The following is a 16418-nucleotide window of genomic DNA, read 5'->3' as shown; positions in this document are numbered from 1 at the left end:
GACCGGATCTGATGGGAATGCCCCCGTGACGTCCTCCGTCAAACGCACCTGCGGCGACTGCACGCTCTGCTGCAAAGTGATGGCCATCGAGGCGCTGGCCAAGCCGGCGAACAGCTGGTGCCGGCACTGCAGACCCGGCCGCGGCTGTGCGATCTACGCCGCGCGGCCGGGTGAATGCGAGGACTTCGCCTGCCTGTGGCTGGTCAACGATCTCCTCGATGAACGATGGAAGCCAAGCCGGTCAAAGCTCGTCCTGACCACCTCGGAGGACGGCATCGAAGTCCGCTGCGACCCGGGCTCTCCCAACGCCTGGCGCAGGGAGCCCTACGCCGGCGACATCCGCGCATGGGCGGCGGAGGGCGAACGCAACGACATGACGGTGGTCGTGATCGCCGGTCAGCGCCTGACCCTCGTCACGCCGGATTGGGAGTTCGATCTCGGGATCGTGGGGCCGGACGAACGGATCGTGCGGGAGATCGAGGGCACGAAGGTGGTGGGCGCGAGGGTGGTGAAGGAAAGCGATTGACTGGATGCGAGCCCTTGTCGCGTCGGAGATTCGATCCCAAATCGTGCCTCACTGAAAACAAAACTGAGTGAAATATGACCGACAGCATATCGCTTGCCGACAAGCTCGCGACCTTTGGGGATTATTGGTCGCCGCGCACGGTCACGACCTTCAACGATTGCGACGTGATGGTGGTGAAGGTGAAGGGCGAGTTCACCTGGCACAAGCACGATGACACCGACGATTTCTTTCTGGTCCTGAAGGGCAGTCTCGACATCGAACTGCGCGATCGCACGGTGACGCTCGGCCCGGGCGAGCTCTATGTCGTGCCCAAGGGCGTCGAGCATCGCCCGGTGGCGCGCGAGGAGGTTCATCTGATGCTGATCGAGCCGACCGGCACGCCGAATACGGGAGACAAGGCCACCGCCGCTGCGCGCAAGCTCGCATAGAGGGCAACTCGCCCGGCGCGGGCCTAGTCCCTGGAGATCGCGAGCCGGCTGAAGCTGGCGACCAGCTTGGCTCTTGCCCGCGCAACACTGTCCTTGGCCGCGTGGGCCAGGGCCCGAATGGCCCGCCAGGCTTCGGTTGCCTGCAGCCACGCTTTCATCTCGGTGAATTTGCCGTACGCCCAGGCGAATGCCGGAATTCGCATCAGCTTGTCGCGCGTGAGATGGAACAGGCGCTCCACCAGCACGAGCTTGAGCAGCTCGCCGATGATGAAAGTCGCCGCACCGCCCACGACCTGACCGGTTGCAGCGAGGTAGGCTGCGACCGGCTTTATCGGCTCCAGAATGATGACGGGCACGGAAAACAGGGCGAGTGACGGATAAGGCGGAAGCGCCCTGATCCAGGCGCGCAACCGCCTGAATTCGAAATGCCGCCCGATCCAGCGCGCGATGGGCCTTGCCACGGCCATGAAGACCGCATCCACCAGGAAGTAGATCGCAGCCAGGATATAAGTGACGGGTTTCAGGATTCGCTTCACGATACCTCTCCCGCGAACTGAAAGCCGGAACTGGGACTTAAGTTTCACCCAGGCGTGAATAACTTGCGGATTCCTGGTGGAACTTTTTGGGCGGCCGTTGTGCGTCTTTCCTTCTCCCCTTGCGGGAGAAGGTGGCGCGAAGCGCCGGATGAGGGGTATCTCTCCTCGTATTCAAATGCGAATAGGACTCGCGGAGAGATACCCCTCACCCGTCTCGCCGCTTTGCGGCGAGCCACCCTCTCCCGCAAGGGGCCCGCAAGGGGAGAGGGTGAAGTCGCCCTGCGCGCTCAGATTTCGGCATAGACCTCCAGAAGATTGCCGTCAGGATCGCGAAAGAACAGCGTGCGATGTCCGAAGGGCTGGTCCGTGGGCGGCGAGAGCAGCGCCACGCCCTGCCGCACGAGTTCGTCGGCGCATTGATCGACCTCGGCCGCGGAGACCTTGAAAGCCAGTTGCAGCGAGGCGCTGCCCGCCGGTGTCGGCGGGTCAGTCGCGGTCCGGCTCGGACTTGCCAGAGCCAGCGTATTGCTGCCCAGGGCGTACTCGATCCAGTTCGGCGAGAGCTCGCGCGAGAGCGGAAAGGCGAGCACGTCCTCGTAGAAGCGCCGCATCGCGGCCATGTCGCGCACGAAGATCACGGTGTAGTCGACCGCACGGATGGCGCGGAAGGGTGAGCGGGATTTGCTTGGCTTCTCGTCCATCACAGCTAGTCCACCAGCTCCGGCCACGGTATAATGGTCGACTTCACCGTCTTCATCGCCATCGCGTCCTTCACCGCCTGGGCGACGCCCTCTTCGGTGAACGGATAGATCGTCTGCATCTTCAGCCACGGATATTTGTCACGCGTGCGGTAGAGCATGTCGACGCCGAGCGGCAGATCGTTGCCGGTGAAGCCCCAGGATCCCAGCACGTTGAGATCCTTGGTGCAGATGCGGTGCCATGACGTGTCGATCGAGCCGGCGTCGGTGAACTGGCCCATCTCGACATAGGTACCGCCGTCGCGCAGCATCTCGATGCCTTCGGGGCCGGCCGTGGGATGGCCCGAGCAATCCATCACGAGATCGGCGCCGAAGCCGCCGACGATTTTGCGCACGCGATCGATGCGCTCCTGCGGCGATTTGAGCTCTTCGATGTTCACCGTCGCCTCCGCGCCGAACTCGCGCGCGAGCTTGAGCCGCGGCTCTTCCGGCGCGCCGACGCAGATCACGCGCCCTGCGCCCATCTCCTTTGCGGCGGCGACCGCGAGAATGCCGATCGGGCCCGAACCCTGGATCACCACCGTATCGCCCCAGGAAAAACCACCGGCCCGGGTCGCGCGGTTGAAGGCGCGGATGCAGGAGGTCAGCGGCTCAGACAGCGCGCCGAGGCGCAGCGACATGTCGTCGGGCAGCTTGTAGATCTTGGTGCCCGGCAGCATGTCGAGATCGACATAGACATATTCGGCCCAGCCGCCCCACATGTGCGGTGCCTTGTCGAAGCCGAGATAGCGGCCGTAATAGACCGGCGTCAGGCACTTGTTCGCCGTCTGCGGATAATGGATGCAGTAGTAGCAGCGCCCGCACGGCATCAGCGGCGGGATCATCACTTTCGAGCCGACGCTGAGCGGCTTGCTCATGAAATCCTCGGTGAACTCGTCGCCGCATTCGACGATGATGCCGCCGAGCTCGTGACCGAGCGTGAACGGCCAGGGCAGCGGCTTCGGCCAGTGTCCCTTGAGGATATGCAGGTCGGTGCCGCAGACCCCGCAGGCGCCGACCTTGATCAGCGCGGCCTTGCGACCGACCTTCGGCCACGGCACGGTGCGGATGACGGGCTCCGAGCCCGGCCCTGCGTGGGTGCAGACGCGGATTTGTTGCATGGCTGTTTCCTCGGTGCCCGCTTTGTTATGGTTGGTGATGCGGGCTGAGGCGAAGCGTATGTGAGATGGGCGATCGTGCCAAGCGGACAGTCTCGTAGCCCGGATGGAGCGGAGCGTAATCCGGGAAAAAGTCCATCCACGGCGATACGGCCCCGGATTTCGCTGCGCTCCATCCGGGCTACGGATCGAGGATGATGCCAATGCTACGTGACTATCAACCAGCGGATGCCGACGCGATCGTCCGTGTCGCATTGGCGGCCTTCGCGCAGTTCGAGCAGCACTATTCCGACTGGCCGCTGTTCATGACTCACGTCGCGAAGATGCCGCTGCTTGCCAAAACCGGCGAGATCATCGTTGCCGAAGACGATGGCCAGATCATCGGCGCCGTCGCCTATGTTGGCGCGCAAGCGCCGAAGCCGGCGTTCTTCGATCCGGCCTGGCCGGTCATCCGCATGCTGGTGGTCGATCCCCTCGCGCGCGGCAAGGGCATCGGCGGGCAATTGACCGAAGAATGCCTGCGCCGCGCCGAGCGCGACCAGTCCCCGGTCATCGCCCTGCACACGACGCCGATCATGACCGTCGCGTTGCCGATGTATCTGCGGATGGGATTTGTGAGGATTGGAGAGGCGCCGGATATTTTGGGCGTGCCGTATGCGGTTTACGTGAAGTCGCTCGGGTAGGATCCGGTTCGTAGCCCGCATGAGCGTAGCGACATGCGGGGAACAGTGGCCCCGGATATCGCTTCGCTCATCCGGGCTACGGGACACACCCAAGTGTCTTGAGCACGGGACAGCGAACGTGTATGGCCCGAACAGTCCCACCCTGGTGCCCGCTTGAACCCCCTTCCCCAAAATCCCGTGGTCGCGTCCGGCTCGTTCGCGGCGATGAGGTCCGTGCCGTATCGTCTCCAGTTCACGGCCTACGTGCTGGCGATGATGGCCGACAATATCGAGCATGTGATCAGCTATTGGGTGGTGTTCCAGAAATTCCATTCGCCGACGCTGGGCGGTTTTGCCGTGCTGTCGCACTGGCTGCCGTTCCTCTTGTTCTCCGTCGCGGTCGGCGGGCTGGCCGACCGGGTCGACCCGCGCCGCATCATCCAGTGCGGCATGCTGCTGTTCATTGCCGCCTCGGCCGGATGGGGCTTCTTCTTTCTCACCGACACCATCCAGATGTGGCATGCGATGCTGCTGCTGGTGATCCATGGCTGCGCCGGCGTGCTGTGGCAGACGCCGAACCAGCTGCTGCTCTACGACCTCGTCGGTCCCGCCGATCTGCCGAGCGCGGTGCGGCTGAACGCGATGGCGCGCTATCTCGGCATCCTGGTCGGACCGGCTGTCGGCGGGATCATCATGCTGACGCTCGGCCCCTCGCACGGCATCATCTTCAACACGTTGGTCTATCTGCCGATGCTGCTCTGGCTGTTCTGGGCGCCGGTGCGGGACAAGAGCCTGGCTGCGCGACGCTTCGCCGTACGGGGCCTTGCCGACATCGTGCTCACTATCCGCGCCATCGGCAAGCAGCCGGTGCTGACGGCAATGACGTGGCTCGCCGGCCTCACCTCGTTCATGATCGGCAATGCCTATCACGCCCAGATGCCAGGCTTTGCCGGCGATCTCGGCCATGGCGATCCGGGCGTGTCCTACAGCGTGCTGCTCGCGGCGGATGCGGCCGGCGCGCTGCTGGCCGGCATCGCGCTGGAATCCTGGGGACGGCTGAAGGGCACGCCGCGCACCGCGATCACGCTCGCGATGCTCTGGAGCGTGGCGCTGCTCGGCTTCGCCGCCATGCGCATCTATCCAATCGCGATCGTGCTGCTGTTCTTCGCGGGCTTCTTCGAGCTGTCCTTCAACACCATGGCGCAGGCCCTGGTGCAGCTGAACGCGCCGCATGACATCCGCGGCCGCGTCGTCGGTCTCTACAACATGGCCGGCCTCGGCATGCGGGCCTTCAGCGGCATCACCGTCGGTGTGTTCGGCGCGGCGATCGGCATCCACTGGTCGCTCGGGCTGTCGGCCGCCGTGCTGCTGACGCTGCTGGCCCTGCTGTATCGGCAGGGGGCACGGACGGCTTGACCGGTCGCTCCCGCCCCGGATGTGGCTGTTCGAGCGCATTGTGTCTGTCCGTAACGGGCGCGTCCGATCCTAACGCGGCATTAACCCTATGCACCTTAGGGTCGTGCCGGACTCCGCCCGGGCGGGGGGTCGGGTGTTGAAAATGGCGTTGGCGAACAAAAAATTTCTTCCGGCCGCCGAGGAACGTCGGCGTTTCCAGCGGGTCAAGGTGCACCTGCTCGGCCGTTACATGCTGCCCGACCGCCGGGAATTCCCCTGCCAGGTCATCAACATGTCGCCAGGGGGCCTTGCTCTGCTCGCCCCCGGCATCGGCAATGTCGGCGACCGCGTGGTCGCCTATCTCGACCATATCGGCCGCGTCGAGGGCAAGATCACCCGCATCATCGACAATGGCTTTGCCATGACGATCGGCGCGACGCCCAGGAAGCGCGACAAGCTCGCGGCACAGCTGACCTGGCTCGCCAACCGCGACATCCTCAATCTGCCGGAGGACCGCCGCCACGACCGTATCGTGCCGCGCAACCCGATCGCGGTGCTGACGCTCGAGGACGGCACCAAGATGACCTGCCGCATCATCGACCTCTCGCTGTCGGGCGCGGCCATCGCCGCCGAGAACCGCCCGCCGCTGAAATCGACCGTCCTGCTCGGCCGGGTCCAGGGCCGCGTGGTCCGAAACCTCGAAGACGGCTTCGCGCTGGAGTTCATGCACGAGCAGCCGGCAGAGACACTCGAAGAGAGCGTTACCGCGCGGTAAAGCGAAAGAACGCCAAAACCACCGATTTTCCAGCCCTGAAGGCGGCCTCCGCGACACGGACGCCGCCTTTTTCATGCGTTGTGATGGGCGCTGCGCGGGTTAACGCGAGGGCGCCTTGCGCGCCGAAACGGCGGTTCCGCCAGCGTTTCCGCGTTAATCGATAAAGTTTGAATCAATTGCAGTCATTTCAAATTTTATGCGAATTTTATTCAAGTATAGATCGAATTCGCCGAGCGTTTTACTTGTATTCGTCTCGACTTGACTTGGTCGACTTAGCGGCAACTCAAAAGCTCCGTGCGAAATGTGGTCCCAACAAGAAACGGGGGCCGCAATGTTTGATTTCAGGGGACAGGGGAAGGGACTGGCGATCGCCGCCATGCTCTTCGGGATCAGCGCGGCAGCGCAGGCCGGCGAAGGCCGTCTGCTCTACGCGAGTCTCGGCGACACCACACGTGCGCCGATCGGCTGGGTCGAGTTCTGTGCGGACAATGCCGCTCAGTGCCAGGGCGGGCCGACGCAGCCGCGCGACATCGTGATGTCGCAGACCGCGTGGCGCGACCTCGTCAAGGTCAATCGCTGGGTCAACGAGACCGTCAAGCCTTTGACCGACCAGGAGCACTGGGGCGTGATCGAGAAGTGGTCGCTGCCGTCAGACGGTTACGGCGACTGTGAAGATTATGTGCTGTTGAAGCGCAAGATGCTGATGGATGCCGGCTGGCCGCGCGAGGCCCTGCTCATCACCGTTGTGCGCGACAAGAAGGGCGAAGGGCACGCGGTGCTGACGGTGAAGACCGACAAGGGCGAGTTCGTTCTCGACAACCAGAACGAGAACGTCGTTGCCTGGACGGAGACCGGCTACCGCTTCGTCAAGCGCCAGTCGCAGGGCGATCCCAACGTCTGGGTCTCGCTCGGCGATACCAAGCCGGCGGTCTCCACCGCCAGCGCAAGAGATTAGGAACGAGACAACAGGTTACGCGACCCGGTCACATCCCCACCCCTCCCCGTCCCAGACCGGTTCGCGCGCGCCCAGCCATCCCCCAATGGCTGGGCGCAACTTTTTTGGAGAACACGCAATCAGTTCAACGACGACCAGGGCACGCGCGCGGCGGTGAAGTCCCGCCAGCTGTCCTGCAAGGTCTGCTGCACACCGATCGAAGCACGCGCCTGCCAGCCGGCGATCGCGGCCGCTGCAATGGCGCTGTCGCGATCTTCGGCGCCGAGCCCGTCGAGCAATGAGGCCATCACCGCCATGTCGTTGAAGGCGCCGAGCTCCTCCTGCAGGCCGGCGAGCCTGCGGGCGAATTTTCGTGCGGACTTGCGATCGGCGAACAGCGGCAACAGGAACTCGCCGAGATAGCGCAGGCGCTTGGTCGCGAGCCGCACCCGGTGCACCTCGTCGACCGTGAGCGACTTGAAGCGGCGGCCGCGCTTGAGCACCTTGGCGTGCTGCGCCGACAGGACGCGCTGCGCGAAGTTGACGGCGGGCTCGGCGAGCCGGCCGAGATCTTCCGCCGCGACGTCGTTGCGCCAGCCGCGCGTCTCGATCCAGCCGCCGAGGCTGATCAGGAAGACGGCGCAGCGGCGATCATCGAGCGCAAGATGCGCCTTGCGATAGGCCTCCGACTGACGCTGCGCTGCGACCCGCCCCAGCGCATCGAAGCCTGCCACCGAAGGACAGGCTTTTGCGATCGCCGGCAAGGTGTCGAGCTGGAACACGTCCCAGTCGCGCGCGGCGGACAGGTCCTGCGCCAGCCATCTGGCTTCCGACCGCAGCGCGTCGAGATTAGAGAGCGCGCCGGCTGAGCGCATCAGGTCCAGCGCCGAGCGCAGCCGGCGCAGCGAGACACGCAGCTGATGCACGCCTTCCGGATTGCGGCCGTCTTCGGCCGCCGGAAGCGATTGAAGCAGATGGAGGAAGCAAGAGCGCAGGATTATCGCGAAGGCTTCGTCGAGCGTGACGGAGGGATCGAGGCGAAGCTTGCCCGGCCGGCGCGCCGAAGGCGCCTTGTCCGCGGCAAGGTCGAAGCCGCGCGCGGACTTGCTGCGGATCGACGGCTTCACCGCACCATGCTCCGCAAGCCGCAGGGCGATTTCGTAGATCGCGCTCGCGCTGCCGCTCTTGAGCTCCAGCTCGATCTCGCTCACCGGCAGCGACCGGTCGCCCGCCGTCAGTTCGCCCTGGTCGAAGGCGATCTCAACCGTGCCGGACGGCAGGTCGACGATGCGCGTGTGCCGATGGATATCGGCCGTGAAGACCGCTTCCAGCGGCTGCGTTTCGAGTTGCTCGCGAAGCTTCTCCGGAATGAATGGCATCGCCAGAGCGGGATCGGGCGCAAGCGAGGCCACGCTCGCCTCCCACTCGCCACGGCGTAGCGGATCGTCCGCGGCGTCGGTTTTCACGGTCTGCACGAAGCGCGTGCCGCTCTGGCGTACGCGCAAGCTCAAGCCGGCGCGCCGAAGCGTCCGCTCCGGCGTATCGTAGTAGACGGATTTCAGGTGCTTGCGCGAGCCCTTGTTGCGTGCGTTCGCCGCGACGACCGGCGCAGCGCCGAAATGTGCCATGCGATCGGCATCGACGAGAAGCTTGAGCTCGACTTCGCCGATGGGACGCGCGGTGGTGCTCGGCTCAGATGCAGGCGCCGTGCCTTGCAATGGCGCCTGCTCGATCACGGCGCTCTCGACGTCTGCAGGTTCCGCGCTTCGCTCAGCCGGTTCAATTTGCCTGAGGAAGCCGGCGACGGCTTGCGTTCTCTTGTTATCCTTGGAGACAGGATTCTGATCCGGCGCGCCCGGGTTCTTGCGAGCCGGCGTTGCGTCTGATTTTAGCATTTGTGGTGACATGACATTTTGATGACAGAGCAACAGCATATAGCCGGAGCGATCCACGTTGAATAGTAACGTTGCGCTGCAGTGCGTGATCGTCCACATGAGGTGTCGGGGCGCAAAATCCGGCAAGGTTTGTCATAATCCGGGTTCCGACGCGCCGAATTAAATTGCTGCGAAGCGCATTAGGTGATCGAATTCAATTGCGAATCTTGCCGTTCTCGAAAGCGAGATGAACGCGTCAGTGAGATTGACTCATGCTAGCCGAGAAATTCTTTCTGGTTCTGGAGACGCTTAGAAGTCACGCCGCCGATGACAGCCCCGGAATTGTGACAAGCCCTGTTGCGACAAGCCCCGTGCAGCCTCCTGCGGTCCCGGAAGTTGCAACGGATTCGGTGCGCAAGAGGCTGGTTCCCGACGATCGGGACTAGAAGCGGTTCAAATTTCGCCAGATCGCACCAGACGATTGGCGTCAGTGTGCGAGACTGTTCCTGTAGATCTTGCCGCCCTTCATGATCACGACGATATTCTTCGCGGGATCTTCGATGAGGGCAATGTTGTCGAGCGGATTGCCGTCGACGAGCAGGAGATCGGCCAGCGCGCCCTCCTCCACCACGCCGAGCTTGCCGGGATAGGGATTGCGCAGGCCCGACAGGCTCAGCAACTCGGCATTCGCGGACGTTGCCATGGCCAGCGCTTCGGCCGGCGTGTACCAGCGCGTCAGCGCGGCCAGCATCGATCCTTGCCTGTCCGCCAGCGCCTTCGAGAACAGCACGTCGGTGCCGAACGCGGTCTTGATCTTGTACTTCTTCACGAGCGCATAGACGCGATCCGTGCCCGCAACCACCTGCCGCATCTTGTCCTGCTCCGCAGGTCCCAGCGCAGCGGCGCCGGACAGGTCGAGGAACGGCTGTGTACTGAGCCAGATGCCCTTCTCCGCGATCAGTTTCGCGCTCGCCTCGTCCATGAGATGACCATGCTCGATGCACCTCACGCCGGCCGCGATCGAGCGCTGGATCGCCACCGGCGTATAGGCATGCGTGACAACGTAAGTCCCCCAATTGTCGGCGGCTTCGACGGCTGCGCGCAGCTCGGGCTCGGTGAAGGTGGAGACATCGAGCGGGCTGAACGGCGATGCAACGCCGCCGCCGGCCGTGAGCTTGACCTGCGAGGCGCCCTGCATCAGCTGCTCGCGCGCCCGCACGCGCACTTCGTCGGGACTGTCCGCAACCATGCTGCCGCCGATCCGCTCCATGCGGCTGAGCATGCCGCCGATCGTGCGCGGCAGATCGGAGAGCTGCCGGAAGTCACCATGTCCGCTGGTGACGGTGATGATGGCGCCGGACGGATAGATGCGGGGGCCGGCGACGAGGTCCTCGTCAATGGCCTGCTTGAGGCCGAAGCTCGGCCCGCCCATGTCGCGCACGGTGGTGAAGCCACGCATCAGCGTCGCTGTCGCTTCGCTGGCGGCGAGAAGATTGTTGTAGCCGATGTCGCCGGCGAGCGCGGCCATCGGCGTCGGGCGCACCAGCATCGCGTGCCAATGCGCATCGATCAGGCCCGGCATCAGCACGCGCCCGCCGCCGTTGATGACCTCAGCGGTGGTCGTGACGTCCGCCGTCGAAATCTTCTCGATGACGCCGTTTCTGACGAGAACACTTGATGGCGCCGAGAGCGCGCTGCCCCTACCATCGAATATCCGGACATTGCGGAACAGAACCGCGGCGTCCTGAGCCGGTGCTGATGACAGGCTACCGAGCACCATCGCAATGCCGGCAAGCAATGCAGCGATGGCGAAGACTTTGGCCGACATCCTCAAACCCGACATATCAGCCTTCCGCACTGGTTCAGGCTACGCGAGGGGCGATGGCAGGCACGCAACGTCGGGCGACAGTTAACGCCGCCGTTTAGCTACCGTCAACTTACAACCATGGCGGCAATATGCAGCTCCGCCATCCGCTGTGATGAGGGATCGGCTCGTCCGACGGCAATTGAATCAAAGCAAAGAGAGGTCGCCTGTGGCGTCAGGCTGCGCGCGCTCAGGCGCCCAGCACATCCGCCGGCGGCGGAGCTCCTTGAAACCTCACCGCAACATGTTGGGGATTGCCGCTCACTCTGCGGCTTGAACATTAGTCGGCCAATCGGCCTCGCCCAGCGGCGAGACCGCGGGGCCGTTGAGCGCGGTGCCGTCAGGCGCAAATTGCGATCCGTGACATGGGCAATCCCAACACTGCTCGAGCGAATTCCAGTGCACGACGCAGCCCAAATGGGTGCAGCTCGCCGAGTGCAAATGCAAAAGTCCGTTCCGGTCCCGGCATGCCGCGACCTTTTTCAGGCCATCGCGGACAAGGCGCCCCTCCCCCGGCCGCAAACGTTCGACGCTGGCAATCTCACTCGCGGTGAGATACTCCGCAAAATTCTTCAGCGGCGTGATGTTCTCGCTGATGAATTCGCCGATGTTCTTCTGAATCTTCCGTGCCGGGGCGTAGACCTCCTCCCACGGGCTCGCGCCAGTCATGATGAGATCCGCAATCAACATGCCCGCCATAAGCCCGTTCGTGATGCCCTGTCCGGAGTCGCCGCTGACGATAAAGAGGTGCTCCTCACCTGGGCTGCGGCCAACGAAGCCGGTGAAATCGAGCGGCTCCAGCACCTGACCTGACCATCGATGAGTGACCTCGCGCAGGGCCGGCAATCGCTCGCGCGCCCAGCGTTCGAGCGCAGCTAGCCGCTGTGCGCCGTCGTCAGCTTCACCGGACTTGTGATCTTCTCCGCCGATGATGACGAAGTCCTCGTCCGCAGAGAACGGCTGAAGCCTGACATAGTGATAGGGATCGAGCGTGTCCCAATACAGCGCATCCTCCAACGCGCCGGCCGGAATCTTGGCGGCGAGCGCATAGGTGCGGTAAGGCGCCTGCTTGGTGTGGATCGCCACCTGCACATTCACCGGCGAGTTCGTCGCGACCACCACGTCGCTGGCACGGACCTCGTGACCCGAGGTGGTGGTCACGACCATGTCGCCATGCTGTTCACGGATGCTTTCAACGCAGGTGTCGGCGTAGAGCTGCGCCCCACGGCGCTGCAGTGCGCCGGCGAGTCCGGCGAGATATCTGGTCGGGTGCAGGCGCGCCTGGCGGGTGAAGCGCAACGAACGCGCCAGACCTCCGGAGTGGAATGCGGTCGGCTCGACGCAATTTTCGACGAGAATCCCGAGCCTGCGGCAGCAATCCAATTCCTGATCCAGTTCAGACGCGGGCGTTTCGGGCGCCAACACCCAGTAGCCGTCCACCCGCTGAAAATCGCAGTGGATATCCTCGGCACTTTGAATGGCCTCGGCACGGTCGATCGCGGCTTCGACGCTCCGATAATAAAGTCGCGCACAGTCGACGCCGCGGACCCGGATCAGTTCGTCGTAGCCATCGTCGAGCGCCGTCGCCAGATGCGCCGTAGTGCGCGCCGTCATCCCGCTGCCAATGTGACCACGATCGAGTACCGTGACCGAACGTCCATGGCTGGCGAGTTCATAAGCGACCGACAGCCCGGCTATTCCGGAGCCAATGACGGCGACGTCTGTGCCGACCGTACGCGACAGCGCCGGAGCGTCGGCGACCGAAACATCCATCCAGAGCGATCGAGTGTGCTCGTCCCGCACATTCATGGCGCTGCTCCTCGGAAAAGCAAACGATGCAGCAGGATGAGGGTTCCTATGTGCCCTGCCACAGCGCTCTTTAGGAACCTTCGTCGCGCTCGCGCTTGAACCGGCATGAAAGATCCATCACCCGGCATGCGCAGGGCGCTGCGTCAGGCGCAACTATACGGCCATTTGCTCGTCCGAAACGACAGGCTGTATTACCCGGGAGGCAGCCATCCGATCTGCTCGGTGCAGCTTGCACGAGAGATGGTCAGATCAGGATGGATGACAAAGCGAAACGGCGACTACGAGATCACACCAGACGGGCAGCTCGCAGCAGAACGCGAGCTCGGTCACTAGAGCATGATCCGGAAAAGTGTGAAGCGGTTTTCCGAAAAGATCATGCTCAAACAATAACTAAAGCGCGATGACGATTCATCCCAATCTCATCGCGCTTTAGTGTGGTCCCGCAGCTCCGGCCGAAACGTCTGTCGGTACCGTCAGGCGCCCAGCACGTCCGCCAGCCGCAGCTCGTCGGCGGCGGGATCCTTCAGGAACAGTTCGGCTTCGATCTCTCGCAGATGCGACAGCATTTGTGTACGCGCGGTCTGCTTGTCGCGCTTGCGGATCGCGGTGACGATGCCGGCGTGGTGGTCGGTGCCGCAGGCCGGCGTATCGTGGCGGCGGTAGAGCAGGATGATGAGCGAGGAGCGCGCGATCAGCTCCTTGAGGAAACCGAGATAGATGCTGTGCCCGCTCATCTCGGCGACGAGCCGGTGAAACTCGCCGGAGAGGCGAACCGAAGCGCGCGCGTCGCCACGCAATTCCGCTTCGCGCTCCTCAGCAAGATGCTGGCCGAGCCGATCGAGCCAGGCCGGTGAGACCGCGTCGATCGCGTGGTCGACGATGGTGGGCTCGATCAGGCGCCGCGCCTCGAACACCTCGCGGGCGTCGGCAGGCGACGGGCGCGCGACGAAGGCGCCGCGGTTCTTCTCGATGTTGACGATGCCCTCATGCGCGAGCTGCTGCAGCGCGGTACGCACCAGCGTTCGGCTCGCGCCATAGATCTCACCGATCTCGTCCTCGCCGAGCTTGGTGCCCGGCAGCAGGCGATGCTCGAGGATCGCCGCGGTCACACCCTCCCTGATACGGCTGACGCGATCGCTCGCGTCTGGCGCATCGGGTTTTTGGCGGGTCTTGGCGGCCATGGATGTGAGGCTCGATCGGCGAACGTTCGGCCTCGAATGTTAGTCGACGAGCTGTATCCAATCACAGGCGAAACTTTATACAATCTTCGCCCGTTTTGTGTGCAGATGACTGCGCAGGCGGCGGGCAGCCCAAATACGCGGGATTCGATCTAACGATCTGACTCCGCTGCACAGTTTTGGGATTTTGCCGACCGACGGCTGTTGGCACGGACCTTGCGGAGAGAGGCGGAAGCAATCGCCCCTCCTCGGACATGCCATGGCCACTCCCGCCGCTCTCGAACTGGTCGCCGTCACCAAGCGCTACGACACGACACTGGCGGTCGACACCGTCAATCTAAAGATCCCGGCGGGCACCTATTGCTGCCTGCTCGGCCCCTCCGGCTGCGGCAAGACCTCGACCCTGCGCATGATCGCGGGCCACGAGGCGGTCAGCGAGGGCGACATCATCCTGGGCGCGCAGAACGTCACCGACCTCGAGCCCGCCAAGCGCGGCACGGCGATGATGTTCCAGTCCTACGCGCTGTTTCCGCACCTCTCCGTGCTCGACAATGTCGCCTTCGCCCTGAAAATGCGCGGGGTCGACAAGCCGACACGGCACAAGCGTGCCGGCGAACTCCTGGAGCTCGTGGCCATGAGCCCCTATGCGGGCCGCTTGCCGGCGCAGCTCTCCGGCGGCCAGCAGCAGCGTGTCGCGCTCGCCCGCGCGCTGATCACCGAGCCGCAGATCCTGCTGCTCGACGAGCCGCTGTCGGCGCTCGATCCGTTCCTGCGGGTGAAGATGCGCGGCGAACTCAAGCGTCTCCAGCGCGAGCTCGGCATCAGCTTCATCCAGGTCACCCACGGCCAGGAAGAGGCGATGGCGCTCGCCGACCACATCGTGGTGATGAACCACGGCAGGATCGAGCAACAGGGCTCTGCCCGCGACATCTTCCACCATCCCCGCACCGAATTCGTGGCGCGCTTCATCGGCGGCCACAACGTCCTCAGCGACGCCGGCAACCTCATCGCCGTGCGCGCCGATCAGCTCGGCATCGTGCCGTTTGCCGACGGCGCGTTCGGCGCGCCGGCGCTGCTGACCCAGACCGAGTACCAGGGCTCCTACATCGCCGTCTCGCTCACGCTCGACGACGGCACCGCCCTGTTCTCCCATGTTCCGGAAACCACCTTCGACGTTCACCCGTTCCGTCCGGGCGACCGCGTGCTGGCGACCTGGGATCCCGCCAAGGCGCAGCGCCTGCAATAGCGCCGATCGATCACTGGAATGCGCAACAGAGGAGTGACTGATATGACCGAGACCACCAGGACAAAAGGCGTCAGCCGCCGCACGCTGCTCAAGGGCACCGCGGGTCTTGCCGGCCTTGCCGCCGGCTCCGGCGCCATCACCGGCTTTCCCTATGTGAAGTCGGCCGATGCGAAGGTGCTGCGCTATCTCGGCACCGCCGTGAACGAGGGCGATGACATCTCCAAGCAGTGCCTGAAGGACACCGGCATCAAGATCGAATACATCACCGCGACCACCGACGACGTCACCAAGCGCGTGATGACCCAGCCGAACTCCTTCGACGTGCTGGACACCGAATATTTCTCGCTGAAGAAGCTGGTGCCGTCGGGCAACATCCTTGCCCTCGACGCCAAGAAGATCAAGGAATTCGACAACATCACGCCCGTCTTCACCAAGGGCGAGACGCCCGGCGGCAAGAAGATCGGCAACCAGGGCACCGCGCCCTGGAAGGTGCTCTATCTCGAAGGCAAGGACTCCAAGAAGTTCGCGACGTCGGCAACCGAATTCGTCACGCTGATCCCGACCGTCTACAATGCCGATACGCTCGGCATCCGTCCGGACATCATCAAGCGGCCGATCAGCTCGTGGGCTGAACTTCTCAATCCCGAATTCAAGGGCAAGGCCTCGATCCTCAACATCCCCTCGATCGGCATCATGGATGCCGCGATGGTCGTGGAAGCCACCGGCAAGTACAAATATGCCGACAAGGGCAACATGACCAAGGAAGAGATCGATCTCACCATGAAGGTGATGACCGAGGCCAAGAAAGCCGGCCAGTTCCGCGCCTTCTGGAAGGATTTCAACGAGAGCGTCAACCTGATGGCCTCGGGTGAAACCGTGATCCAGTCGATGTGGTCCCCGGCGGTGACGAAGGTGCGCTCGATGGGCATCCCCTGCACCTTCCAGCCGCTCAAGGAAGGCTATCGCTCCTGGGCCTCGGGCTTCTGCGTCTCCAAGGGCGTGTCGGGTGCCAAGCTCGAATGGGCCTATGAGTTCGTGAACTGGTTCCTGTCCGGCTATGCCGGCGCCTATCTCAACCGCCAGGGCTACTACTCGGCCGTGCTCTCCACCGCGAAGGCGCACATGGAGCCCTACGAGTGGGCGTACTGGATGGAAGGCAAGCCGGCCGAGAAGGACATCAAGGCGCCCGACGGCTCGCTGCTGGAAAAGGCCGGCGCGGTGCGTGACGGCGGCTCCTACGAAGACCGCATGGGCGGCGTTGCCTGCTGGAACGCCGTGATGGACGAGAATGACTACATGGTCCGCAAATGGAACGAGTTCATCGCGGCCTAAATTG

15 protein-coding genes are annotated in these 16418 nt (G+C 63.9%); 8 read left to right on the top strand and 7 right to left on the bottom strand.

What is annotated here, in order from left to right; translation table 11 throughout:
- The first annotated feature begins 25 nt into the window (after nucleotides 1-25).
- Together JQ592_RS16735 and JQ592_RS16730 are read left to right on the top strand one after the other, a co-directional pair.
- Nucleotides 26-526, top strand: coding sequence for a hypothetical protein (locus JQ592_RS16735; protein WP_211403908.1), 501 nt, complete (start codon nucleotides 26-28; stop codon nucleotides 524-526).
- A gap of 74 nt (nucleotides 527-600) precedes the next feature.
- Nucleotides 601-954: a cupin domain-containing protein gene (locus JQ592_RS16730; protein ID WP_211403907.1), complete on the top strand. Its 354-nt coding sequence runs from the start codon at nucleotides 601-603 to the stop codon at nucleotides 952-954.
- Nucleotides 955-977: 23 nt separating this feature from the next.
- Here JQ592_RS16730 and JQ592_RS16725 read toward each other — a convergent pair whose 3' ends face one another.
- The 3 genes from JQ592_RS16725 to JQ592_RS16715 all read right to left on the bottom strand — a co-directional run bounded on the left by JQ592_RS16725 (nucleotide 978) and on the right by JQ592_RS16715 (nucleotide 3348).
- Nucleotides 978-1490 carry a hypothetical protein gene (locus JQ592_RS16725; protein WP_211403906.1) on the bottom strand — a complete coding sequence of 171 codons (513 nt, stop codon included), beginning with the start codon at nucleotides 1488-1490 and terminating at the stop codon, nucleotides 978-980.
- Nucleotides 1491-1777: 287 nt separating this feature from the next.
- On the bottom strand, nucleotides 1778-2191 hold the full coding sequence (locus JQ592_RS16720) for a VOC family protein (RefSeq protein WP_211403905.1): 414 nt from the start codon (nucleotides 2189-2191) through the stop codon (nucleotides 1778-1780).
- 5 nt (nucleotides 2192-2196) lie between these two features.
- A complete protein-coding gene (locus JQ592_RS16715; protein WP_211403904.1) occupies nucleotides 2197-3348 on the bottom strand; it encodes a zinc-binding dehydrogenase in 1152 nt (383 codons plus the stop codon).
- 200 nt (nucleotides 3349-3548) lie between these two features.
- On the opposite strand from JQ592_RS16715, the gene JQ592_RS16710 reads away from it, so the two are divergent.
- The 4 genes from JQ592_RS16710 to JQ592_RS16695 all read left to right on the top strand — a co-directional run bounded on the left by JQ592_RS16710 (nucleotide 3549) and on the right by JQ592_RS16695 (nucleotide 7132).
- On the top strand, nucleotides 3549-4028 hold the full coding sequence (locus tag JQ592_RS16710) for a GNAT family N-acetyltransferase (RefSeq protein WP_246820439.1): 480 nt from the start codon (nucleotides 3549-3551) through the stop codon (nucleotides 4026-4028).
- Between the two features lie 153 nt (nucleotides 4029-4181).
- On the top strand, nucleotides 4182-5423 hold the full coding sequence (locus JQ592_RS16705; RefSeq protein ID WP_283816131.1) for an MFS transporter: 1242 nt from the start codon (nucleotides 4182-4184) through the stop codon (nucleotides 5421-5423).
- A gap of 142 nt (nucleotides 5424-5565) precedes the next feature.
- The gene (locus JQ592_RS16700) at nucleotides 5566-6177 is read left to right on the top strand and encodes a PilZ domain-containing protein (RefSeq protein ID WP_026312634.1); all 612 of its coding nucleotides are present in this window, start codon (nucleotides 5566-5568) and stop codon (nucleotides 6175-6177) included.
- Nucleotides 6178-6508: 331 nt separating this feature from the next.
- On the top strand, nucleotides 6509-7132 hold the full coding sequence (locus tag JQ592_RS16695) for a transglutaminase-like cysteine peptidase (protein ID WP_211403902.1): 624 nt from the start codon (nucleotides 6509-6511) through the stop codon (nucleotides 7130-7132).
- Nucleotides 7133-7251: 119 nt separating this feature from the next.
- Here the strand turns inward: JQ592_RS16695 and JQ592_RS16690 are convergent, their stop codons facing one another.
- From JQ592_RS16690 to JQ592_RS16675, 4 genes are all read right to left on the bottom strand, one after another.
- Entirely contained in the window at nucleotides 7252-9006 is a 1755-nt protein-coding gene (locus JQ592_RS16690; protein WP_211403901.1) for a CYTH and CHAD domain-containing protein, read from the bottom strand.
- Between the two features lie 466 nt (nucleotides 9007-9472).
- Nucleotides 9473-10813 (bottom strand): metal-dependent hydrolase family protein, encoded by a 1341-nt coding sequence (locus tag JQ592_RS16685; RefSeq protein WP_246820438.1) that lies wholly within the window; start codon nucleotides 10811-10813, stop codon nucleotides 9473-9475.
- A 297-nt stretch (nucleotides 10814-11110) separates the two neighbouring features.
- Nucleotides 11111-12658: an FAD-dependent oxidoreductase gene (locus JQ592_RS16680; RefSeq protein ID WP_211403899.1), complete on the bottom strand. Its 1548-nt coding sequence runs from the start codon at nucleotides 12656-12658 to the stop codon at nucleotides 11111-11113.
- A gap of 473 nt (nucleotides 12659-13131) precedes the next feature.
- Nucleotides 13132-13839: a GntR family transcriptional regulator gene (locus JQ592_RS16675; RefSeq protein WP_211403898.1), complete on the bottom strand. Its 708-nt coding sequence runs from the start codon at nucleotides 13837-13839 to the stop codon at nucleotides 13132-13134.
- 256 nt (nucleotides 13840-14095) lie between these two features.
- On the opposite strand from JQ592_RS16675, the gene JQ592_RS16670 reads away from it, so the two are divergent.
- The gene (locus JQ592_RS16670; RefSeq protein WP_211403897.1) at nucleotides 14096-15082 is read left to right on the top strand and encodes an ABC transporter ATP-binding protein; all 987 of its coding nucleotides are present in this window, start codon (nucleotides 14096-14098) and stop codon (nucleotides 15080-15082) included.
- Between the two features lie 42 nt (nucleotides 15083-15124).
- Nucleotides 15125-16414, top strand: coding sequence for an ABC transporter substrate-binding protein (locus JQ592_RS16665; protein WP_211403896.1), 1290 nt, complete (start codon nucleotides 15125-15127; stop codon nucleotides 16412-16414).
- Nucleotides 16415-16418 lie beyond the last annotated feature (4 nt).

The organism is Bradyrhizobium iriomotense, assembly GCF_018129405.1.
Taxonomy (GTDB): Bacteria; Pseudomonadota; Alphaproteobacteria; order Rhizobiales; family Xanthobacteraceae; genus Bradyrhizobium; species Bradyrhizobium iriomotense_B.
This window is presented reverse-complemented; position numbering and strand designations above follow the sequence as displayed.

Coding starts and splice junctions, on each gene's coding strand:
- JQ592_RS16685 (WP_246820438.1), bottom strand. CDS start 10,813: ATGTCGGCCAAAGTCTTCGCCATCGCTGCATTGCTTGCCGGCATTGCG.
- JQ592_RS16710 (WP_246820439.1), top strand. CDS start 3,549: ATGCTACGTGACTATCAACCAGCGGATGCCGACGCGATCGTCCGTGTC.
- JQ592_RS16700 (WP_026312634.1), top strand. CDS start 5,566: ATGGCGTTGGCGAACAAAAAATTTCTTCCGGCCGCCGAGGAACGTCGG.
- JQ592_RS16715 (WP_211403904.1), bottom strand. CDS start 3,348: ATGCAACAAATCCGCGTCTGCACCCACGCAGGGCCGGGCTCGGAGCCC.
- JQ592_RS16665 (WP_211403896.1), top strand. CDS start 15,125: ATGACCGAGACCACCAGGACAAAAGGCGTCAGCCGCCGCACGCTGCTC.
- JQ592_RS16695 (WP_211403902.1), top strand. CDS start 6,509: ATGTTTGATTTCAGGGGACAGGGGAAGGGACTGGCGATCGCCGCCATG.
- JQ592_RS16730 (WP_211403907.1), top strand. CDS start 601: ATGACCGACAGCATATCGCTTGCCGACAAGCTCGCGACCTTTGGGGAT.
- JQ592_RS16720 (WP_211403905.1), bottom strand. CDS start 2,191: ATGGACGAGAAGCCAAGCAAATCCCGCTCACCCTTCCGCGCCATCCGT.
- JQ592_RS16675 (WP_211403898.1), bottom strand. CDS start 13,839: ATGGCCGCCAAGACCCGCCAAAAACCCGATGCGCCAGACGCGAGCGAT.
- JQ592_RS16690 (WP_211403901.1), bottom strand. CDS start 9,006: ATGCTAAAATCAGACGCAACGCCGGCTCGCAAGAACCCGGGCGCGCCG.
- JQ592_RS16680 (WP_211403899.1), bottom strand. CDS start 12,658: ATGAATGTGCGGGACGAGCACACTCGATCGCTCTGGATGGATGTTTCG.
- JQ592_RS16670 (WP_211403897.1), top strand. CDS start 14,096: ATGGCCACTCCCGCCGCTCTCGAACTGGTCGCCGTCACCAAGCGCTAC.